Here is a 21,180-nt window from a genome sequence, read left to right as displayed (position 1 = left end):
CGCGTGACCCGCCGGCCTTCGCCGAGACTGCCTGCGGACGGACTCCACGCTACGTGCCCGATCGCGCGCGAGTCGCGGGGATGCCCGGGCCGACCCTGCTACCGCGCCGGCGGATCCGTGTCCCACGGCTGTGCCTGCTGGGGCATCGGCTGACCCTGGTGCGGACTCGGCGGCGATGCGGGCTCACCCGGATGCCACCCCGGCTGGGGTGCGGAGTAACCCTGATAAGGCTCTGCCTGGGGGTGATGTTCTCCGTGGCCCGGCTGTGGCGCGGCTCCGGGCGGGTACGGCGCGGTGTGGGTGGGATACGGCGTCGAGTAGCCCGGCTGTGACCCGTCTCCGGGCTGGGCGGTATAGAGCATCGGCTGACCCGGTTGGGGCGCGGCCCCGTAATACGTTTGTCCCGCAGGACCGTTCGGTGGCGAGTAGTACGCGCCGGGCGAATGGTGGTGCGCTGTGGGCGAATACGCGAGCGGCCTCGGCGTCCGGCACGACACCAGGCTCGAGGCGAGGGTCACCACGGACAGCATGGTGGCCAGCAGCATGACCCAGAATCCCGGCCCGTACGCGCCGATCCGGGACAGGTCGTCGTTCGCCACGGTCGCGGACAGCACAGTGAAGATCGTGCCCAGCGTGACCCCGAAAATCATTCCGGCAGCGGCGGATCCGAGCGCCCGTCCCACCGGCCGACGTGCCCCGAATCCCGCGAACAACGGCACCGCCGCCACCAGCGCGAACAATGCCGCGACCAGTAACGCCACCCCCGGCAACTGGACCGAGGAATGATCCGCGTCCCCGATGCTCCACGCCGTCCACGAAATATCGGCGAGCAGACTCAGGAACGACCCCACCGCCACCACCAGAGCGAGCAACGCCAGCAACACCGCGGTCCAGATATCGGCCCCCGACGCCCCCGCGTCGCTATCCACCGGTGGTTGCCCCGGGCCGGAGCCCGCAGCCTGCCCACCCCCGGCGATCAGCCCGACGAGCAACGCTCCCAGCGACACCCCCGCCGCGACCACCAGCGTCCAGAACCCCGCCCCCAGCGTCGTCTCCGAGAACTCCGACCCGCCCAGCGTCGAGGACGCCCCACTGAGCGCCACGACCAGCGTCACACCGACAAGCGCTCCGGCGGACAACGTTCCGACCGCTCGAACCACCCGGCTTCGTGCCCCCGGCCCCGCCGCCAGCAGGCCCGCCGCGATCAACCCGAACACCGCCCCCACGACCAACGGCACTCCGGTCAGCTGTACCTGGGTGTCGGAGTCCCCGTACCCGCTCTCGAACACCGACCTCCACGTTGTCCACTTCGCATGGAAGTCGAACTCACCCACCCCATCGGTCACGATCCCCAGCGACCCATCGGACTTCACCAACGTCAGAAACGACCCCACCACCGACAACACCGCCGCGAGAATCAGCAGCACCGCCGAAGCCGGATCCCGCCGACCCCCGGAACCCCCGACCGGCGCCGCGGCCGGGTCCCACGGTTGCCGCCCCGCCGGGTCGTACGGATACGGACTCGAGCCGGACGGCGGATGGCTGCTCACCTCCGAAACCCTAGGTGATCCCGCGGGGATTCCTCGGTGACCGCCGGCGTACCGGGTGTCCGAGTCGTTCGGGTCCAGTGGCACGATGGGGGTCATGGCGCGACTCGACTACAAAGCCCTGAACGACACCATTCGCTACCTCATGTTCTCGGTGTTCCAGGTGGAGCCCGGTGTACTGGGCGACGACCGTAAGGCCGCCATCAAGGAGGCCCAGGCGTTCTTCGATTCGCTCGAGGATCGCGGCGTGGTCGTGCGCGGTCTCTACGACGTGGCCGGTCTGCGCGCCGACGCCGATTACATGATCTGGTGGCACGCGGAGAAGATCGAGGATCTGCAGGCCGCGTACGCCGATTTCCGCCGCCTCACCGAGCTGGGTTCGGTCAGCAACCCGGTCTGGAGCAATGCGGCCCTGCACCGCCCGGCCGAGTTCAACAAGAGCCATGTCCCGGCGTTCATCGCCGGTGAGGAGCCGGGCGCGTACATCTGCGTGTACCCGTTCGTGCGCTCCTACGACTGGTACCTGCTCCCGGACGACGAGCGCAAGAAGATGCTCGCCGATCACGGCAAGGCCGCCCGCGGCTACCCGGACGTGCGCGCCAACACCGTCGCCTCCTTCGCCCTGGGCGACTACGAGTGGATCCTGGCCTTCGAGGCTCCGGAACTGCACCGCATCGTGGACCTGATGCGCGATCTGCGCGCCACCGAGGCGAGGTTGCATGTGCGCGAGGAGATCCCGTTCTTCACCGGCCCGCGCGTCGAGGTCGACAAGCTGATCTCCGCTCTGCCGTGAAATAGCCCCACCAGCACCGAACCGGTGAGCCCGGCCGCGAATCGCGGCCGGGCTCACTCGTTTTCACAGCCTGCGGCACCGCACCCGGCGAACCGCCGTGAGACGCGGCGAATTCGCCCTGTCATGCCCGAAGAATTCGGGGCATGCGTGAATCCGCATGCATCCCATAAAGTTTCCGCGAGTCAGCTCTCTGCGCTGTCCGAGGGGTGCACACGCAGGGAGATGACCTCGACGCAGTCGCGCCTGTCCGTGGGCGGCGGATTACCCCGCCCTCGAACACGTGCCCCCCGGATTATGGGCGCCGGTATCCGCGTGAGACGGCTCCGCCGGTGCGATGAGACAACCTCACTCTCATCACGGACCCGACCGGGATCATTTCCCGGCGAACGGTGAATTGATCGTGGTGAAGTACTGCGCCGCGGCCAGGATCGCCGTGGGCGCGGTGATGAAGAGTTGTCCGGCGAGGGTGCCCAGAAAGCCGACGGCGGCGGTGCCCGCGATGCACCCGACGAGCGCTCCCGGCAATGCGCCGAACATGGCGGTGAGCGCTCCGGTGAGCGTGGCCCCCGCCGCCCCGCCGAGGAGGCAGCCGACGGCCGCGCCGCCGATACCGCCGACCAGGGTGCCGATGGTGGCGCCCATGCCGATGGTGCTGGTCATCCGGCTCCAGGCGGCCTGTTCCCGGTCGTATTCCGACTTCCAGGGCGCGCTCTGCTCGAACGGCAGAGCGACCGGCTCGTACACCGCGTGCGCCATGTCGAATCGCGGCGTCAGCGTTGCGGTCCGGCCGCTGATCCGCGCGGCGATCGGGAAGAGGAAATCGTCCACCCGGAAGGCCAGCTCGGTCCCGCCCAGCACGGTGCCGTCCGCCGCGAGGATCTTGAAGACTCCGTGGTCGTCGACCAGTGATCCGGCATCGGTGTGGATGACCGTGCTCGTTTCCGAGACGGTCGCGGTGTAACTCACCGCGGCGTCGGTGTCCGGCGGTGTGGCGGTGGCTGTGGCGGCGGTGGCGCACGCCGTGGCCAGCAGCAGTGCGACGGACAGCGTGGGGCGGTGGGACCTCATCGATGGACCTCGAATTCCTCATCGGACGTTGCGGATTGCGCTCGGGCGATGTCGTCGGCGTCGGCGCGGAGGCCGAGTGCCGGACCCGGCGGTGGGTGACCCTACGGGTTTACAAGGATAATGACAATCGTTATCGTTAAGCCCCTGTCAGCCGGCGCGAGGAGACCGAGTGGGACATCTGCTGATGATCGAGAGTTGGGTCGGATCGATGAGTACCTTGCTGCCGCAAGCGATTCAGGAGCAGGGAGATCGATTCAGCTTCCTGACCCGGGACCTGCGGCACTACCTGCGAGCCACGCCGTCCGCCGGGCACCCGTTGCTCGGGGCCGCGAACATCGTCACCGCCGAGACCAATGACGAGGCGGGGCTGCTGCCGCGGGTGCAACTGCTGCACGGCGCACTTGCCTTCGACGGGGTGATGTCCTCGTGTGACTACTACCTGCCGACGGTCGCTGCGGTGGCGGCGGAACTGGGGTTGCCCGGACCGAGCCGCGAGGCAGTGGCGGCAGCCTGTGACAAGGCCCGTACCCGCCGAATCTGTGGTGCCGCCGGGGTTCCCGGACCGGAGTTCGCCCTCGCGGCCGACTCGGACGAGCTGATCGACGCCGCGGATCGCATCGGATACCCGGTCGTGGTGAAGCCGGTCGACCTGTGCGGCGGCATGTTCGTGCGCCGGGTGAACGATGCGGTCGAGCTGCGGGCCGCCGTCGCCGAGATCGCCGGATTCCCGGTGAACGCCCGGGGCCAGGCCCGCAGCGCGGACGTGCTCGTGGAAGAGTGCTTGACCGGACCTGAATTCAGTGTGGAGACAGTCACTTTCGGCGGTGACACCACCGTGATCGGGGTCACCGACAAACAGGTGGTCGGTGCGCCCTGGTTCATCGAGGCCGGGCACATGTTCCCGGCCGCGCTGGACCCGGAGCTGGAGACGCGGATCGCGGAGGTCGCGTGCGCGGCGATTGCCGCTCTGGGCCTCGACGATACGGTGGCGCACACCGAGATCAAGCTCACCGCCGGTGGCCCGCGGCTGGTGGAGGTGAACCCACGGCCGGCGGGAAACCGCATCACCGAATTGGTGCGCCGGGTGACCGGGATAGATCTCGCCGCCGTCTACGCCGACCTCGCGCTGGGCCGGGAACCGGACCTGCGCGGCGCCCCCACCGGAGTCGGCAGTGCCGCAATAGCTTTCCTCGTTCCGGAGGCCGCCGGGGTCCTGGGCGGCATCACCGGCGCGCGGGACTGGCCGCTGGATTCCCGAATCGTGGACTACGACCTGGCCGCTCCCGGCAGACGGGTACGACCCGCGAACGACAACAACGGATATCTGGCCCATGTGATGGTCGTCGACGAAAAGCCCGGTGCCGCCGCGGAATCCGCGCGCGCGCTGATCGACTCGCTGCGGGTGGTCTACAGCCATGACGAGGTGAGCGCGTGATCGAAGTCACGACCACCGTGATGCCTCGGAACGCCATCGGGCGACCGCGCTCGGTCGATGAGCTGCTGGCCTGGGTTCGAGCCGCCCGGCTCGGCCCGGATCCCGCCGAGGTGCGGGTGGCGAGCGCCTTCCTCACCGTGCACAGCACCCGACACGTGGGCCGGAACCAGCTGTACCGCAACGAGATTCTGAGCATTCGCGTCGGCGCCGGTGTCGGCTCCTGTGCCTTCGAGCCCGGCGAGCGCGCCGACCACGCGGACGCGGTCGACGACTGCGTCGGCGCGAGCATCGCCGAACTTCTGGACCACCCGCGCCGCACGGTGCGGATCGCCGGACTCGACGCCTATCTCGCGCATGCCCGCCCGCATCCCGATGCCGGTGGATTCCGGGCCCGGACATCAGTGGTGGCGGGTGTCTCGTCGCTGGCGAAATCGCAGGCCCGTGCCGTCGGTGTGATCGATCTGCTGCCCGCCCGAACGCGCACCGTCCTGGTGATCGGCGTGGTGAATTCCCTGCTGGCACAGTTGCGCCGGCGTGGGATCGACTACATTCCGTGCGATCTGGCCGGTGGCGTCACCGAATGGGGTGAGCCGGTGCGCACCCGCGCCGACACCGTCCTCGAGCCCTACGACGCCCTGCTCGTCACCGGAATGTGCCTGGGCAACGACAGTTTCGACGAACTCCTGGGGCATGCGCGGAGCCGCAGGATTCCGATGGTCATGTTCGCCCAGACCGGAAGCGCGGTGCTGCCCTGGTTCGTCGGCTCACCCGGATTGACGGCGGTGGCGGCCGAACCCTATCCGTTCTTCTCGCTCGACGGTGGCCCGAGCCTGCACTATCACTACCGTGGCGAGGAGCTCCCTTGTCGCGGGTAGCGTTCGGTGATCGGGGACTGCTGCCGCTCATCGGCGGTACGCCGATGGCCTGGATTCCCGCGGATCGGAGCGGGCACACCGGCTTCCACGCCAAGGTCGAGTCCGCCGGTGTCGGCGGAATGAAGGCACGCGCGGCCGTGGCGATGCTCACCGGCGCGGCCCTGCGCGGTGAACTGGCCCCCGGTGCGACGGTGGTCGAATCCACCAGCGGCACCCTGGGAATCGGGCTCGCTGTGGCGGCCAAGTCGCTGGGGCATCCGGTCATCCTGATCGTCGACGATGAGCTGGAACCGGATATGCGGGCACTGTTCGCCGCCTTCGGCGTGCGCCTCGAGGTGGTCCGGCGGCAGCATCCGGAGGGCGGTTGGCAGCAAGCGCGGCTCGATCGGCTCGCACAGATCCTCGCGACCGTGCCGGGCGCGTACTGGCCCGACCAGTACGACAACCCCGACAATGCCGCGGGATACGCGGATATGGCCCGCGAGATCACCGACCATCTCGACCGGGTGGACGTACTGGTGGCGACCGTGGGTTCCGGTGGGCACTGCGCGGGACTCACCCGTGCCCTGCGGCGGCGACGGCCCGGACTGCGTGTGATCGGAGTCGATTCGGTCGGCTCGCGGATCTTCGGCCAGCCCGCTCGCGAGCGCGTCATGCGCGGACTGGGCAGCAGCATCCTGCCGCGCAATGTCGTCTACCCCGACTACGACGAGGTGCACTGGGTCGGTCCGGCCGAGGCGGTCGCCTCGTGTCGCGAAGTCGCGGCCCGGACCTGTCTGGCGGGTGGCTGGAGTACCGGCGCGGCGGCTCTGGTTGCCGGGTGGGCGGCCCGGCGCGACCCCGGCGCCCGGGTGGTGACCGTGTTCCCCGACGGCCCGCACCGCTACCTGCGCACCATCTACGACGACGAATGGTGCACCGCGCGTGGGCTGTTCGAATCCGTCGCGACCCGGCCGGTGGAAATAGCGAGCCCCAACCTGGTCGAGGTGAGCGGATGGGCGCGGTGCGCAGTGGTGCGCGATCCGGCCGAAGCGCGGGTGCGGGTATGAGGCTGGACCATCGCGTGGCCCGGCTGAGGCTGGCCGAACCACTGCGGATTTCCCGCGCCGCGATGACCGAACGGGACGCGGTATGGGTGACCCTGTCGCACCAGGGCATTCGCGGGCGCGGCGAAGTCGTGACCAGTCCTCGGCTGGGTCTGGACGTCGCGGCGATCGAACGGGCACTGGTCACGGCGGCCTCCTGGGTCGGAGCCGAATCGCATCCGGCCGGACTCCGCAAGCGTCTGCCCGAGCTGCGGAACCGGCTGGCCCACGCGCTGCCGGTCGCGGCCGCGGTCGATGCCGCCGTGCACGATCTGCTCGCCGTCGAGGCGGGCGTGCCCCTGCACGAGGTGCTGGGTATGCCGGTGTGGGATCGGGTGCCGACCGCCTACACCGTGGGCATCGTCGCACCGGACACCGCGGCCCGGTGCGCGCGACAGCTGATGCGCCGGGGATTCACCACGATAAAGGTGAAGCTCGGCGCGCCCGATCCGGCCGACGATATCGGCCGGGTCGAGGCGATCCGTGCCGCCGCTCCCGCGGCCGCACTGCTGCTGGACCCGAACGGGGCCTGGGACGCCCGCACCGCGATCGACGTGCTGACCAGGCTCGCGGAATTCGGCGTCGCGGCGGTGGAACAGCCGGTACCGGCGGGCTTCCCGGATGACCTCGCGACAGTGTCGAACTCGGTGCCCATGCCCGTCATCGCGGATGAGGATGCCGGGACCCGATCGGATCTGGACGCGTTGCCCGGGGGACTGGGCGGCATCAATATCAAACTCGCCGAATGCGGCGGGCTGGACGCGGCGCTGTCCATGATCGACTGGGCGCGCCCGCGCGGGGTCGGGGTCATGCTCGGCTGCCAGGCATCGACCTCGTTGAGCATCGCCGCGGCCGCACACCTGACCGGTGCGGCGCGCTGGGTCGATCTCGACGGGCACCTGCTGCTGGCCGAGGACCCCTGGACGGGGCTCGGCGGCGCGGACGGACTCCTGCGCCGACCCGGCGCACCCGGGCTCGGCGTCCGGTGCCGGGGCGAATCGTGAACACCCTGAGGCTGTTCCGGTCCTTCCCGCTGTCGGTGCGGCTGCTGCTGGTCAACCAGCTGGCCGGGAACGTCGGCTTCTACATGCTCATGCCCTTCCTCGCCGGATACCTACTGACCGATATGCGCCTGTCCGCGGCGGTGGTCGGCGTCGTCCTCGGCGTGCGCAACCTCAGTCAGCAGGGACTGTTCCTGGTGGGCGGCGCCATCGCCGATCGGCTGGGCGCGCGCGGGGTGATCATCGTGGGCGCGGCCGTGCGCGCCGTCGGCTTCGCCTTGTTCGCCGTCGGCGGATCGCTGACCGTGGTGCTGCTCGCTTCGGTGCTGACCGGTTTCGCCGGTGCGCTGTTCAATCCGGCCGTACGTGCCTATATCGCCCGTGACAGCGCCGAACGCTCCGCATCGGCGTTCGCGCTGTTCAACGTGTTCGGCAATGTCGGTTCGGCGGCGGGTCCGGTGGCCGGAACTGTGCTGGTGGCCATGGGTTTCCGGCTCACCGCGGGGGTGGCGGCGGGAATCTTCCTGGCGCTCACCCTGGCCCAGTTGGCGTTCCTGCCGTCGCGGGCGGTGTCCCGCACCGGCCACGGCGTACTGCGAGATATGCGAAATCTGTTTTCCCACCGAGTGTTCTGGGGATTCGCGGCGGCGCTCGCGGGCATGTTCGCCCTGCAGAGCCAGAGCTACTTCATCCTCACCCTGCAGGCCCGGCGGGTCGCGGGTCCGCACGCGACAGTGGCGGTCGCGGCCTTGTTCCTGGTCGATACCGCGGTGATTCTGCTTCTGCAGGTGCGGATCACCCAGCGGATCGCGCGCGGAGCCCGTGGTCCTGCCATGGCCCGCGGTATGGCGGTCATGGGCGCCGCCTTCGTGATCCCGCCGCTGGCAGCGCCTTTCGTCGATTCCGGCACCGGGGGAGCGGCCGCGGGCGCCGCGCTGCGGATGGTTCCGATTCTCGCGGCCGTCGTGGTGCTCACGGTGGGCGTCATGCTCGTGCAACCCTTCGTCAACGAGCTGATCGCGGCCTTCGGCGGCGAGCGTCTCACCGGAACCTATTTCGGCGCTTTCTATCTCGTGTCCGGCGTGTACACCGTGTGCCTGACCTCGCTGGTCGGCGCCGCGGTGGATCGGGGCGGCGGCCCCCTGGGGTGGCTGCCCGCGGCACTGTGCGCCGGAACCGGATTCCTCTCCGCACTCGCCGTGCGCGCACTCGATCACCGCCGGCTTCTCCCCGCGCCCGCCACCGAAACAGCAGTCATCACAGCGGTATCCGCTGTCGAGGCACCCCCTGACAAAGAAAGTCGAGGCTCCCGATGAGCAGCCCTGCGACCGGACCGGTGCTGGCCACCGAGAACCTCCTCACCGACAATCCGGCGTTGTACGAGAAGACATTCCCCGATACGGGTGCGCGCAATGCTCGTTTCGTCCACGACCTGGTGACCGAATTCGCCACCGGATCCGCGGGCACCGCGCCGCGACTGCTCGATGTCGGTTCCGGTACCGGACGTGATGCGGCGCGCTTGGCCGAACTCGGCTACGACGTGTCCGCCGTGGACATTTCGCCGCGCATGGTCGCCTACGCGCGCGCGACGTACCCGGGCGTGGACTTCACGGTCGGCGATGCGCGCCGGGTCCGGACAGTCGAACCGGTCGAGGTCCTCACCTGCCTGGGCAGCACGCTGCTGCACTTGCATTCCAGCGTCGACGTGGTCACGGCACTGTCCGGTTTCGCCGCCTGCCTGCGACCGGGCGGACTCCTGGTGCTCGAGATGCGCAACGGGGCTTTCCTGCTCACCGATCGTGGGCGGCGAGAACTGCTCGACGAGGTGTCGGTGCGTGACATCGAGTGGGAGGGAGTCGCCTACACCTCCCGCACCGCGCTGTCGCTGGACCTCGCGGCTCAGCTGCTGCGCCGTCGGCGAGTGTGGACCTGGGCGGGCGGCGGTCCGGTGACCCAGGACACCGCGTGGCGTCTGCTCTTTCCCGAGGAGCTTCGATACCTGTTGCACAGCAGTGGATTCGAGACGCTCGCTCTTTTCGACGAACCCGGCCCGCTCGCCGGATCCGCGTGGTCCGCCGACGCTGTGCGATCCAGCGCGCTGACCGGCGATCGTCTCCATGTGGTGGCCCGCCGCCGGGCACTGTCCGGGGCCCGGTGAACCGGCCGGACCGAATCGGCGTCGGCAGCGCCTTCGGCAGTTGCGGTGAACTGCTGCAGGGCGTGACCGCCGGTGACGATCGAGACTTCCTGGTCACACTGCCCATTCGACAGGGATCGGTCGTCGTCTTCGAACCGGACGCGACCGCGGGCGGTATCGACGTCGATCCGCCGCACAAGAGCAAATCCCGCGCACTGGCCGAACTCATGCTGGCGCGCTCGGGCGCACTTGGCGGCGGGCGCCTGCGGATCATGAGCGATCTCGCCGAGGGTAAGGGACTCGCCAGTTCGACCGCTGACCTGGTCGCCACCGCCCGTGCTGTCGCCGACGCGGCGGGACGCCGGATCGAGGCCACCGAGATCGAGGACCTGCTGCGCGGTATCGAGCCGTCGGACGGCGTCATGTATCCGGGTCCGGTGGCCTTCTACCACCGCGAGGTACGGCTGCTCACTCGGCTGCGGACGCTGCCCCGGCTGACCGTCGTGCTCGCCGACGAGGGCGGTCAGCTCGACACCGTCGAATTCAACCGTCGTGACAAGCCTTTCACGGACGCCGACAAGCGCGAGTACACGCGTCTGCTGAGCGGCCTGACCGACGCGGTGGCCAGGCGCGATCACCGCGGGATCGGCGAGATCGCCACCCGCAGCGCGCTGATGAACTCGGTGCTGCGTGAACGCCCGCACCTGGATGTGGCGCTCGCGGGGGCGCGGGGCATGGATGCGCTGGGCGTGGTGATCGCGCACAGCGGGACCACCACGGGCATTCTGCTCGCCGACGACGACCCCGACTACGAGGGTAAATTGGCTGAGGCACAGCGTATTTCGGCCGACTACGCGACCGCGGTGAGCGTTCATCGCAGCTGGCGTCCCGGCCCGCCGGACTGGCCCGCGGCGGTCGCCCGATGATCACCGCGCGTGATGTGAGCTTCGGCTACGGCGACTCGCTCGTACTGTCCGGTGCCGGGCTGATCGCCGAGACCGGCTCGACTCTCGGATTGATCGGGCCCAACGGGTCGGGGAAATCGACCCTGCTGCGGATCATCTACCGCGCGCTGCGGCCACGCACCGGGACCGTGCTCATCGACGATGGACCCGTATCCGATTTGCGCGGAAGACAGCTCGCCGCGCGCCTGGCCGTCGTGACCCAGGAGAACCCGGCGCAGACTCCGCTCACGGTGACCGACATGGTCATGCTGGGACGCGCGCCCTGGGCGGGGCCGGTACGCGGTTACTCCCACGCGGACCACGTGGTCGTGGCGGCCGCCCTGCACCGGGTCGGCGCGCGCGATCTGGCCGAGCGCGCGTTCGCGACCCTCTCCGGCGGCGAACGTCAGCGCGTCCTCGTCGCGCGCGCACTCGCCCAGCAGGCCGATCATCTGCTCCTGGACGAACCGACCAACCACCTCGACATCCACTACCAGCACGAATTGCTCGGTCTCCTGGGCGAACTCGCGGTGACCACGGTGATCGTGCTGCACGACCTGAACCTCGCGGCCCGCTACTGCGACCGCATCGTCCTGCTCGAGCGCGGTCGGGTGGCCGCCGCCGGGTCGGTCGACGACGTGTTGATCCCGGAGATACTCGAACCCGTCTACGGCGTCCGCGTACGCCGCTCGTCGGCCTTCGGCGCACCCCAGCTCCTCTTCGGAGCACGCACCGACGCGGAAAGGGCGTTTCCGCGATGACATCGGTACAGGCGGTGTCCGAGGAGATACCGGACGATCTCGGTCATGCGCGCCGCCGTCGGCACACCGTGATGTGGATCGCGGGACTGGCCGCGATCCTGTCGGCGGTGCTGGTGTGCGCGTGCGGAATCGGACCCGTGACGGTGCCGCCGCTGACGGTGGCGCGCATCGTCGGGCACCATATGTTCGGGATTCCCGCGCTCGCGGAGTGGACGGCGGCGCAGGATGCCATCGTCTGGCGGGTGCGGGTGCCCCGGGTGCTGCTGGGGGCGCTCGTGGGCGCGGGCCTGGCCGTCAGCGGCGCGGTCCTGCAGACCGTGGTGCGGAACGTGCTGGCCGATCCGCACATTCTCGGCGTCACCTCCGGCGCCTCGACCGGGGCGGCGCTGTCGTTGCTGTTCGGCTTCGGCGTGGGTGGAATGCTGTCCGCGAGCGCGTTCTCCGGTGCGTTGTGCGCGACAGGGCTGCTGTTCGCCGTGGCCCGCAGCAATGGGCAGTTGACGTCGCTGCGCCTGCTGTTGGGCGGTGTCACCATCGGCTACATCTTCTCGGCGGCGACCAGCTTCCTGATCTTCGCCTCCGATTCGCCGGAAGGCGCTCGGGCCGTGCTGTTCTGGCTGCTGGGCTCGCTCGGGTCGGCGGCGTGGCCCGCGGTCGTGACCACGGCCGCCGCGGTGGGAGCGTCTATTGCCGCGCTGTTCCTCATGGCCACCCGGTTCGATGCGCTCGCCGTGGGCGACGACACCGCGCGGACCCTCGGCATCGCGCCGACCCGCTGGCGGGTGGGGGCGCTGGCGGTGGTGGCGCTGTGCGTCGGTGCGGTGGTCGCGGTGGCCGGGGCCATCGGCTTCGTCGGTCTGATCGTTCCGCACGTGGCGCGGTTGGCGACCGGGAGCGCGCACCGGCGGCTGATCCCGATGTCCGCGCTGCTGGGCGCGAACTTTCTGGTCCTCGCCGACGTGGTCGCCCGAACGGCGTTCGCGCCCAGGGAATTACCGCTGGGCATCGTCACCGCGGTGGTCGGTGCGCCACTGCTGCTCGTTCTCGTCCGGCGTTTTCGCGAGCCGGTCGCCTGAACCTCCCCGTTTCGACTATCCGATAGGTATCTCCCGATATGTCTGGTTCCATCGTGCTCAACCGCGCTCTCTCGATCGTTCCGGTCGCTCTCGCGGCGATCGTCGCAACGAGCTCGTGCGGCGCACCACCGACCCGCCAGGAGGCGTCCGCGGCCGGTGGCTTCCCGCTCACCATCTCCAGTTGCGGCCGGGACGTGCGCTTCGAACGAGCACCCGACCGCGTGATCACCGTCGGATCGGTGGCGGCGCCGCTCATCGCCGCGGCCGGAGCCGCCGATCGCGTCGTCACCCGGACGTTCGAGACCGCACCGTTCCCCGGCGAATACGGCGAGGCGCTGAAGAATGCCGAAATGGTCACCGTCACAGCGGATCTCGCTCGTGAACAAATCATCGCCCGCAGCCCCGACGTAGTGGTGAGTTTCGAAGGCGCGGCCGTCGGACCCGAGGATCTGGCCACGGCCGGCATCCCGCTGCTCGTCACTCGTGGCTACTGCAAGAACGCGGCGGGCACCTACGAGGACATTTTCGCCGACATCGACCTGTACGGAAGGCTTTTCGGCACCGAGAAACAGGCGGCCGCGACGCTCACCGCACTACGCGGCCGGGTCGCCGCCATCGCCGACGCGCACCGGCCCGGTGGCCCGGCCCGGCCCGCCGCGGCGCTCATCCTGTCCCGTGACGGGGCGACCCTGAGCGCCTACGGCAGCACCAGCACCGTGCACACCCAGATGGGAATGCTGGGTCTGGCCAATGTCTTCGGCGATGTGGCCAAGCGCAGCTTCGAGGCGAACACCGAAACGCTGATCGCCCGCGATCCGGACGTGCTGATCGTGCTGACTCAGGGCGAGCAGACCCCGGACTCGGTGCGCACAGCCCTGCGCGATCGCCCGGAACTGGCCTCGCTCAGCGCGATTCGCAACGATCGCGTCATCGCGGTCCCCTTCGGCTACACCGGCCCGGGACCGGTCGCCGTGGAGGGGCTGGAAGTGCTGTCCGCCAAGCTCGGTGCGCTCCAATGAGCGATTATGTCGTCCGCGAGGCGCTGCCGCACGACCTGGCGGGCGCGCGCAGCGTCATGCTCGACACCTTCTACACCGACCTGGGCTACGGCTACCTGCCCGAACATCACGACGATGTCATCGACCCGGGTCGCGCCTACCTCTGCCACCCTCGGCAGCGACTGTGGGTGGCTCGCCACGACGACCAGGTCGTCGCGACCACGGCGATCCGGGCGCGCGGCCCACGAATCCCGCCGCACCCGGCCTGGCTCGCGGACCGTTATCCGGATCACAGCACCGCCCAGCTGTTCCGCGTCTATGTCCGCGCCGAGCACCGCCGCCGTGGGCTGGCCACCGAGCTGGTGCGGCGAGCCATCGACTTCGCGCGCGGGACAACGGTTTTCGAGCGTCTCTACCTGCATACGGATGCGAGTGTGCCGGGTGCGCTGGATTTCTGGAAGTCGCTCGGCGTCATCGTCCACGACGATCGCGCGCCCGAGCGCCGCTTCCAGACGGTCCACCTGGAGATTCCACTGCGTTGACCCGGCACTGGTCGACCCGGCACTGGTCGACCCGGCGCTGAATCGACCCGGCGCTGGTCGACCCCGCGGTACAGCTCCCGATCGGCGCCGCCGGGGCCCGGGTCGGCGACCGGGCTTCGGCGGTTCAGCCGTCGGAGCCCGGTGCGGGCTTCAGCCGCAGGGAGATGGAGTTGATGCAGTAGCGCTTGTCCGTGGGCGTCGGGTACCCCTCGCCCTCGAACACGTGCCCCAGATGGCTGTGGCAGTTGGCGCACAGCACCTCGACGCGGCGCATGCCCAGTGTGTCGTCGGTCTTCAGGATCACCGCCTCGGATTTCGCCGGATCGAAGAACGACGGCCAGCCGCAGTGCGAGTGGAATTTCTCACCGCTGCGGAACAATTCGGTCCCGCAGGCCCGGCATTCGTACACCCCGTCGGTCTCGGTGTCGGTGTATTCACCGGTGAAGGCGCGTTCGGTGCCGGCTTCCCGCAGCACCCGGTACTCGTCCGGGCTCAACTTGGCGCGCCACTCCTGCGGCGTGAGCTGGATGCGCGGTGCCGGTAGCGAGGTATCAGCGTCGGAACTCATGCTCCCACGCTAATACGCGCATCGATCGGCGTCTCGTTCCGATCGCTCCCGACCCTCCCAGCTGCACGGGGAGAGACGCGAACGGCCCGCCGAAGTCGAGTCGGCGGGCCGTCGGTGTATCGGAAGGGGTTTTCAGCCGACCGGTTCGGCGATGGTGTCCCGGGTATGCCCGTTCCGCGAGGCGGGCACCACGGGCGCTGCCGTCTCGGGATGCATCCACGCCGGATCCAGCGACTTGCCCGGCTCGAGCGTCCCGGCCCGTCGTGCGGCGAGGTATCGCTCGCCCAGCACGCAGAACGCCACGATGAGCAGCAGTCCCCAGCCGAAGGTGGTGCGCAGGTATTCGAGCGTGCGCCCGAAACTCTGCCACTGATCCGAGAGCCACTTGTCGTACGACATGAATCCGAACACCGCGACCCAGGCCGGCCAGTTGCGCATCACCGAATTGCGCAGCACCACCGTCATCAGCATCGGGAACAGGAACATCGAGTAGTACATCTGACCCAGCGAACCGAGCAGCAGCGTCGCGGTGAGCACCAGGCCGGTGATGGTGCAGACGAAGAACACCTCGTCATCGCGGTAGTAGCGGTACAGGATCCACAGTGTGGCGAGGACCATGAGCCCCATCGCGATTCGGATGGTCCAGGTCAGCCAGTCCGCGACGCCGTAGTACCCGGCATTGCCGACGATCGCGCTGTTGAAGTAGTCCCGCGACTCGGTCAGGTACGGCAGCGTGTGCGTCCAGAACTGCTTGTAGTCCACGATGAACGGCCACGCCATCAGGTTCAGCGCCACCGGTACGCCCAGGGCGGTGAGGAACACCTTCCACTGCCCGCGCACCAGCGGAATGAACAGCAGCGGCGCGAGCAGCGGTCCCTTGATCGAGATCGTCAACCCCAGCACCACGCCCGCCCACAGATCCTTGCGCTGCAGGATCAGGTGGATGAACCCGACCTCCGCGAGCAGCAGGCAGCCGTTGACATTGGTGAACACCAGTGTGTTCGTCACGGTCTCGGAGGCGAACATGGCCAGCAGCAGCGCGGGCGCGGCGACCGAGCGCACGCTGAACTTGAACAGCCGCAGCAGCAGATAACCGGCCAGGATGATCGCCGCCGCGTTGAGCAGGATGAAGCACCAGCGCGACTTCTCCGGATCGATGACCGCCAGCGGCGAGATGAGCAGCGTCCCGCTGGGCGGGTACAGGTAGTGCGGATCGACGGAGTCGAAGTTGGCGCCGTACACCGGCTTGTGGTTGAGGAACGCCAGCGAGGCGTTGTACACCGGCTTGAAGTCGTCGGTGATGTTGTAGTTGACCGCCTTGATGATCACCCGGTTCAGCACCGTGAGGACCGCGAACGGCCACAGCGCGAAGTTCAGAACCTCGGAGGTCGTGCGAGCCGTGCGGGGCTCGAGCTGGCGAAGGAACACTCGGGCACGGTACACCGGAACTCACCGTCACGGGTGCGGGGACCCGTCGTTGGCGTGCCGTGGCGCGCACGAGACTCGCCGGTCGAGCCCCGATTGTCAGCGGGTCGGGCTCAGGCCGGGCAGGCGGTTCCGTCGGCGGGCAGCTTGCCGTTGCCCAGGTAGTCCGATACGGCCTGCTGCGCGCACCCGGAGTGCGCGAAGGTCGGATGCCCCCATCCCTGCCACACCACCGTGGCCGCGCGGGCTCCGGCCGCGCCGAGCGCGCCGGTCACCGATGCCCGCCCGTCCTGTCCGGTCACCGGGTCGGCGCTGCCGCCGAGCACCAGCACCGGCTTGTCGAACTTGGCGAGCGCGGGCGACGGCGCGGCGGCCGGCCATGCCGAGCAGGTCATCAGATCGATGGCCGCGGTCTTGCCGAACACCGGATACTTCGTGCCCCATGCGGTCCCGAGTTCCTTGGCGCGTCCGGGCGTGGCGGGTTCGGTGTTGTCGCTGCATCGATTCACGAATTCGCCGTCGTTGGCGATGGCCGTGGTCTGGCGCTGCACGAACGGCGTGATCGCCCCGCGGTCCCCGCGCCCGAGCGCCGAGAGCGCGTCGGCGAACTCGGTGATCTGCGGATTCTGTGCCGTACGCGAATCTCCCAGGTAGCCACTGATCGTGGTGACCAGCGCCGCCGCCGACAGATCCCCGAACCCGCCGCTACCGGCCCGGTTCACCAGATCCAGCACGGCCGCAGGGGGATCCGCACCGAGCGAGCAGTTCAGCGCCACGCATCGTTGCGCGAACGCGGTGAGCGCGGCTTCCTGACCCTGCACCCGCAGTTCGGTGCGACCCACCGCGTCGAGCCCGATCGCCTGCGGCGAGTCGAGCACCAGCCGCCCGAGGTGATCGCCGTACTTGCGCGCGTAGTTGACCGCGACGGCCGATCCGGACCCGGTGCTCAACAGCCCGATGTGATCGACCTGCCACTGCTTGCGCAGCTGTTCGATGTCGTCCGCGGCGTGCGCGGCGTCGAAGGTGCCCTGGGCGGGGGACAGGAAGTCCAGGCACGCGACCGTGGCGTCCTTGCTGGCCGTGGCGACCGCGTCGACGGGATCGGTTGTGCCGCGCGTGAACTGGGCCTGATTGCCGAGCTTGTCGCGCAGTTCGTTGGTCAGGCAGCTGACCGCCTGTGAGCTGCCGATGCCGCGCCGATCCACCGCGACCACGGGCCGCGCCGCCAGCAGCGCACTGCCGGACCCTGCGGCGAGCCCGGCCAGCGTCGCGGTAGAGGAGCGGTCCGAGCCCGAGGTCAGCACCAGCGGGGCGGCATCCTTGGGGGTGCGGTCATAGCGGGCGCGCATGGCCGCGTTGCGGAAATTGCCGCCGACGGCCCCGGCCGCGTCGACCTGCGTGGTGTATTCCGCGCAATCGAGGATGAGTCCGGTGGGCGGTGTGCCCAGTCCCAGCAGGTTGAAGGTCGGCACGGTGCATTCGTGCCAGCTCAGTTCGGATTTGGGCACCTCGGGCGCGGGCGGCGTCGCATCGGCGGGCGCGGTGGTCTCCACGGCCCCGGCCTGATGCGGGCGTTCGACCGCGACGGCGGGACGGTCCGAGGGTCCGGCTCCGCAGCCGGTGGTCACCAGTACCGAAAGTGTCGACGCCAGCAGAGCGGCCCGAGTCCAGCGCATGCGCTACAGCCTGCCAGGTCCGGCGGCCGGTTTCACTTACCGGGTGTGCGAGCGTTCCCATCGGGTGAGAATCGTGCCGTCCTCGGCGAACACGAGATGCCTGCAGTGCATCGGTGTGGGCATGGCATTGGGGGACACGGCGATTCGCCGCTCCGTCCCCGCGACCAGCATCGGAGACACCGTCAGGCACAGTTCGTCCACTGCTCCGGCGGTGATCAGATCACCGAACAGCGCCGGTCCGCCCTCGCACAGCACCCGCCGCAATCGGAGTTCGGCGAGCGCGTCCCGTAGTCGGTCGGCGGAGACCGTCGCCTCGCCCGCCTCGATCACCTGCGCGCCCGCCTCGGCGAGGGCCCGCTTGTTCTCGGCGGGCGCGGCGGAGGTGGTGATCACGATCGGCCGCGCGCCGGTGTCGGTGAACAACCGGCTCGTCGGATCCAGCGCGGCGCTCGAGGTCACGACCGCGACGCGGGGCGCGGCGCCGTCGGGATCGCCGCCGAATCCGTGATGCCACAGCCGCGTCCGCAGCGTCGAATCCGTGTGTGCGGCACCGTAGTTCTCGGCCCGTGCGGTGCCCGCTCCCACCACGATCACATCGGCCAGCGACCGCAGCAACCCGAACACCCGCTTGTCCGCGGGCGTACCCAGCCCGCCGGAGCGCCCGTCCACCGAAACCGCCCCATCGATGCTGGTGACGAAGTTGACCCGGATGTACGGCGCCGCGGGTCCGGCCGGGTACGCGTACAGCCCCACCAGTTCGTCGGGGCTGAGATCTGTGAGCTGGATCGCATTGGGCATACGCTGCATGAGAACCGATCTCACCACGTCCGTACGCTAACCGCGTGCAACAACGCCTCGTCGATCGCCACCCGGAGGTTCCGGCTGACCAGCTGGTGGCCCAGATGGTCCCCCCGCCCACCTTCGACGAGGTGAGCTTCGCTTCGTACATCCCGGATCCGAAGGAACCCTCGCAGGCCGCCGCCGTGCGCAAGGCCGAGGAGTTCGCCGGGGCGGTGACCAAGCTGCACAAGGCGGCATCCAAGAAGCCCCTGTTCGGGAAGAAGAAGCCGGTCTCCGGCATCGGCCTGTACCTGGACGGCGGCTTCGGCGTGGGCAAGACCCACCTGCTGGCCTCGATCTACCACTCGGTCCCGGCGCCCAAGACCTTCGGCACCTTCGGCGAGGTCACCAATCTGGTGGGCGCGCTCGGCTTCAACAACGCGGTCGAGCGACTCGCGGGCAACAGCGTGCTGTGCATCGACGAGTTCGAGCTCGACGATCCGGGCGACACCATGCTGGTGTCCCGCCTGCTGTCCGAGCTGACCTCGCGCGGCGTGTCCATCGTCGCCACCTCCAACACACTGCCCGGCCAGCTGGGCGAGGGCCGTTTCGCCGCCCAGGACTTCCTGCGCGAGATCAAGAAGCTGGGCGCGCTGTTCGAGCCCATCCGCGTCGACGGCCCCGACTACCGACACCGTGACCTGCCGCCCGCCCCCGAGCCGGCCTCGCCCGAGCAGCTGGTCGAGAAGGCCTCCGCCACACCGGGTTCCACGCTCGACGACTTCGACGAGCTGCTCGCGCACCTGAGCACCCTGCACCCCTCGCGCTACAACGCGCTGATCAACGGGGTCTCGGCGGTGTACATCTCCGGCGTGCACCAGGTGACCGATCAGGCCGTGGCGCTGCGCGTGGTGGTGCTGGCCGACCGCCTCTACGACGCGGGCACACCCGTCACCGTCTCCGGAGCCAAACTGGACCAGATCTTCTCGCAGGAGATGCTGGACGGCGGATACCGCAAGAAGTACCTGCGCGCGATCTCGCGTCTGCTCGCGCTCTCCCGTTTCGAAGCCCCGGCGACTGCGGCCTGACCGGTCGGCGGCGGCCCTGCCACGCGCTGACCGCGCCACAGACTTGGGTCTCGCGACCTGTGCGAGACCCGCCGCCCGGCGACCGGCCGGGCGACCACCCGGCCACAAGCTGGGTGTTCGACGAAAGGGAGTTCGTATGAAGGTGAATCGCACGCTCGGCGCCTCGCTGATGTTGAGCGCGGCCCTGTCGCTGGGCGCACTGCCCACCGTCGCGCTGGCCGACCCGCCCGCCGCCACCCAGCAGCAGGTCCAGCCGCCCGCCCCGACCGGCAACGTGCTCGTGAACACCGACGCGCGCTCGCTGAACCTGCAGGGCGTGGTGAACGCCCGCGATGCCGGCGGCTACCGCACCGCCGATGGTCACACCGTGCGCACCGGCCTGGTCTACCGCACCGGCGAACTGACCAAGGCCACCGATGCGGACCTGGCCGAGCTGACCCGCCGTGACGTCCGCTCCGTGCACGACCTGCGCACCACCATGGAGCAGCAGCTCATGGGCGTGGACAAGGTCCCCGCCGGCGCGACCGAGTTCCACGACGACGTCATCGGCCAGGCTCCGCCGCAGGTCATGGCGTCCACCCTGTCCGCGGGCACCGACCTGTACCGCGCCTTCATCACCGCCCCCGGCGCGAACGAGGCTTTCTCCGGCGTCCTGCGCGACATCGCGACCAACCCCGGCGCGGTCCTTTTCCATTGCACCGCGGGCAAAGACCGCACCGGCTGGACCTCCGCGGTCCTGCTCACCATTCTCGGCGTGGACCGCGACACGGTCACCTACGACTACCTCCTGTCGAACTACTACCGCAACGCCCAGGACGGCGACGCCCTCAACGGCGTCTCGGCCGCGGCCCTGGACTCCGCCTTCGACCAGGCGAACCAGACCTACGGCAGCTTCGACAACTACGTCCGCGACGGCCTGAAGCTCTCGCCCGCCGACATCTCGGCCCTGAAGGCGAAACTCCTGTCCTGACAACGGTTTCGACGAACGCCCGGCTGCATCGACCAGCCGGGCGTTCGTATTTCCGCACCATCTGCGCCGGGAGCGTCGGACGGGGCGGAGTGGCCGGTCATGGCCACGGCCCACCGACATCGCGGCCGCGACTCAACCGGCCTGTCGACTACCGCTCGCGCGCTGAAACCGACGTTGTCGGAGCCCTGGCCTTGCAGGCTAGCTGCGTGGGAAGGGTTTCGCGCGATGCGCCAACAACCCTTGGCGGCACACTTTCTCACGCCGCTTACGCTCGAGACGGCGTGCTTGGGCAGCGGCGAGCATCTCCCCGGGATGATGACGATGGTTCACCTTCGGAGTACCGGACGGGTCGATGTGCTCCGGTGCGATCCAGCCGGTGCGCCCCGGGAACTCCGAATCCTTGCCCATCAC

The 21,180-nt window shown here is 69.3% G+C and carries 20 protein-coding genes and 1 pseudogene; 14 read left to right on the top strand and 7 right to left on the bottom strand.

Annotation, left to right across the window (positions count from 1 at the left end; genetic code table 11):
* Nucleotides 1-98: 98 nt before the first annotated feature.
* Nucleotides 99-1,550, bottom strand: coding sequence for a hypothetical protein (locus NJ1_RS35625; protein WP_067704039.1), 1,452 nt, complete (start codon nt 1,548-1,550; stop codon nt 99-101).
* A 94-nt stretch (nt 1,551-1,644) separates the two neighbouring features.
* On the opposite strand from NJ1_RS35625, the gene hemQ reads away from it, so the two are divergent.
* Nucleotides 1,645-2,340, top strand: a complete 696-nt coding sequence (hemQ, locus tag NJ1_RS35620) for a hydrogen peroxide-dependent heme synthase (RefSeq protein WP_067704099.1) — start codon at nt 1,645-1,647, stop codon at nt 2,338-2,340.
* 372 nt (nt 2,341-2,712) lie between these two features.
* Here hemQ and NJ1_RS35615 read toward each other — a convergent pair whose 3' ends face one another.
* Nucleotides 2,713-3,408 (bottom strand): DUF8020 domain-containing protein, encoded by a 696-nt coding sequence (locus tag NJ1_RS35615; protein ID WP_067704037.1) that lies wholly within the window; start codon nt 3,406-3,408, stop codon nt 2,713-2,715.
* A 208-nt stretch (nt 3,409-3,616) separates the two neighbouring features.
* On the opposite strand from NJ1_RS35615, the gene NJ1_RS35610 reads away from it, so the two are divergent.
* From NJ1_RS35610 to NJ1_RS35560, 11 genes are read left to right on the top strand one after another with little or no spacing between them, the layout of a single operon-like run.
* Nucleotides 3,617-4,843: an ATP-grasp domain-containing protein gene (locus NJ1_RS35610; RefSeq protein ID WP_245717729.1), complete on the top strand. Its 1,227-nt coding sequence runs from the start codon at nt 3,617-3,619 to the stop codon at nt 4,841-4,843.
* A complete protein-coding gene (locus tag NJ1_RS35605) occupies nt 4,840-5,718 on the top strand; it encodes a Rossmann-like domain-containing protein (protein WP_245717728.1) in 879 nt (292 codons plus the stop codon). The genes NJ1_RS35610 and NJ1_RS35605 overlap by 4 nt, the downstream gene beginning before the upstream one ends.
* On the top strand, nt 5,706-6,767 hold the full coding sequence (locus NJ1_RS35600) for a PLP-dependent cysteine synthase family protein (protein WP_067704032.1): 1,062 nt from the start codon (nt 5,706-5,708) through the stop codon (nt 6,765-6,767). Before NJ1_RS35605 ends, NJ1_RS35600 begins: the two co-directional genes overlap by 13 nt.
* The gene (locus NJ1_RS35595) at nt 6,764-7,807 is read left to right on the top strand and encodes an enolase C-terminal domain-like protein (RefSeq protein ID WP_067704093.1); all 1,044 of its coding nucleotides are present in this window, start codon (nt 6,764-6,766) and stop codon (nt 7,805-7,807) included. The genes NJ1_RS35600 and NJ1_RS35595 overlap by 4 nt, the downstream gene beginning before the upstream one ends.
* Nucleotides 7,804-9,120: an MFS transporter gene (locus NJ1_RS35590; RefSeq protein ID WP_067704030.1), complete on the top strand. Its 1,317-nt coding sequence runs from the start codon at nt 7,804-7,806 to the stop codon at nt 9,118-9,120. Before NJ1_RS35595 ends, NJ1_RS35590 begins: the two co-directional genes overlap by 4 nt.
* Nucleotides 9,117-9,962 carry a class I SAM-dependent methyltransferase gene (locus NJ1_RS35585; protein WP_067704027.1) on the top strand — a complete coding sequence of 282 codons (846 nt, stop codon included), beginning with the start codon at nt 9,117-9,119 and terminating at the stop codon, nt 9,960-9,962. The genes NJ1_RS35590 and NJ1_RS35585 overlap by 4 nt, the downstream gene beginning before the upstream one ends.
* The gene (locus NJ1_RS35580; RefSeq protein WP_067704023.1) at nt 9,959-10,867 is read left to right on the top strand and encodes a GHMP family kinase ATP-binding protein; all 909 of its coding nucleotides are present in this window, start codon (nt 9,959-9,961) and stop codon (nt 10,865-10,867) included. The genes NJ1_RS35585 and NJ1_RS35580 overlap by 4 nt, the downstream gene beginning before the upstream one ends.
* The gene (locus NJ1_RS35575; RefSeq protein ID WP_067704020.1) at nt 10,864-11,646 is read left to right on the top strand and encodes an ABC transporter ATP-binding protein; all 783 of its coding nucleotides are present in this window, start codon (nt 10,864-10,866) and stop codon (nt 11,644-11,646) included. The genes NJ1_RS35580 and NJ1_RS35575 overlap by 4 nt, the downstream gene beginning before the upstream one ends.
* Nucleotides 11,643-12,722 carry a FecCD family ABC transporter permease gene (locus NJ1_RS35570; RefSeq protein WP_067704017.1) on the top strand — a complete coding sequence of 360 codons (1,080 nt, stop codon included), beginning with the start codon at nt 11,643-11,645 and terminating at the stop codon, nt 12,720-12,722. The genes NJ1_RS35575 and NJ1_RS35570 overlap by 4 nt, the downstream gene beginning before the upstream one ends.
* Nucleotides 12,723-12,760: 38 nt before the next feature.
* On the top strand, nt 12,761-13,741 hold the full coding sequence (locus NJ1_RS35565) for an ABC transporter substrate-binding protein (RefSeq protein ID WP_067704014.1): 981 nt from the start codon (nt 12,761-12,763) through the stop codon (nt 13,739-13,741).
* A complete protein-coding gene (locus tag NJ1_RS35560) occupies nt 13,738-14,262 on the top strand; it encodes a GNAT family N-acetyltransferase (RefSeq protein WP_067704011.1) in 525 nt (174 codons plus the stop codon). Before NJ1_RS35565 ends, NJ1_RS35560 begins: the two co-directional genes overlap by 4 nt.
* Before the next feature lie 124 nt (nt 14,263-14,386).
* Here NJ1_RS35560 and msrB read toward each other — a convergent pair whose 3' ends face one another.
* The 4 genes from msrB to NJ1_RS35540 form a co-directional block, all read right to left on the bottom strand.
* Nucleotides 14,387-14,830 carry a peptide-methionine (R)-S-oxide reductase MsrB gene (gene msrB / locus NJ1_RS35555; RefSeq protein WP_067704008.1) on the bottom strand — a complete coding sequence of 148 codons (444 nt, stop codon included), beginning with the start codon at nt 14,828-14,830 and terminating at the stop codon, nt 14,387-14,389.
* A gap of 132 nt (nt 14,831-14,962) precedes the next feature.
* Nucleotides 14,963-16,258, bottom strand: coding sequence for a glycosyltransferase family 87 protein (locus tag NJ1_RS35550; protein WP_067704004.1), 1,296 nt, complete (start codon nt 16,256-16,258; stop codon nt 14,963-14,965).
* Between the two features lie 110 nt (nt 16,259-16,368).
* On the bottom strand, nt 16,369-17,931 hold the full coding sequence (locus NJ1_RS35545; RefSeq protein WP_067704002.1) for an alpha/beta hydrolase: 1,563 nt from the start codon (nt 17,929-17,931) through the stop codon (nt 16,369-16,371).
* A 36-nt stretch (nt 17,932-17,967) separates the two neighbouring features.
* Nucleotides 17,968-18,756 (bottom strand): pyrimidine reductase family protein, encoded by a 789-nt coding sequence (locus NJ1_RS35540; protein WP_339381272.1) that lies wholly within the window; start codon nt 18,754-18,756, stop codon nt 17,968-17,970.
* A gap of 17 nt (nt 18,757-18,773) precedes the next feature.
* On the opposite strand from NJ1_RS35540, the gene zapE reads away from it, so the two are divergent.
* Together zapE and NJ1_RS35530 are read left to right on the top strand one after the other, a co-directional pair.
* On the top strand, nt 18,774-19,799 hold the full coding sequence (zapE, locus tag NJ1_RS35535) for a cell division protein ZapE (protein ID WP_067703998.1): 1,026 nt from the start codon (nt 18,774-18,776) through the stop codon (nt 19,797-19,799).
* A gap of 136 nt (nt 19,800-19,935) precedes the next feature.
* The gene (locus NJ1_RS35530) at nt 19,936-20,769 is read left to right on the top strand and encodes a tyrosine-protein phosphatase (RefSeq protein WP_067703996.1); all 834 of its coding nucleotides are present in this window, start codon (nt 19,936-19,938) and stop codon (nt 20,767-20,769) included.
* A gap of 198 nt (nt 20,770-20,967) precedes the next feature.
* Here the strand turns inward: NJ1_RS35530 and NJ1_RS40295 are convergent.
* Nucleotides 20,968-21,180 (bottom strand): annotated as a pseudogene (locus NJ1_RS40295) (HNH endonuclease); the annotation flags it as partial.

This window comes from Nocardia jejuensis NBRC 103114, from assembly GCF_001613145.1.
Taxonomy (GTDB): Bacteria; Actinomycetota; Actinomycetes; order Mycobacteriales; family Mycobacteriaceae; genus Nocardia; species Nocardia jejuensis.
Note: the sequence above shows the minus strand (reverse complement) of the source record. Positions and strands in the feature narration are given on the sequence as shown.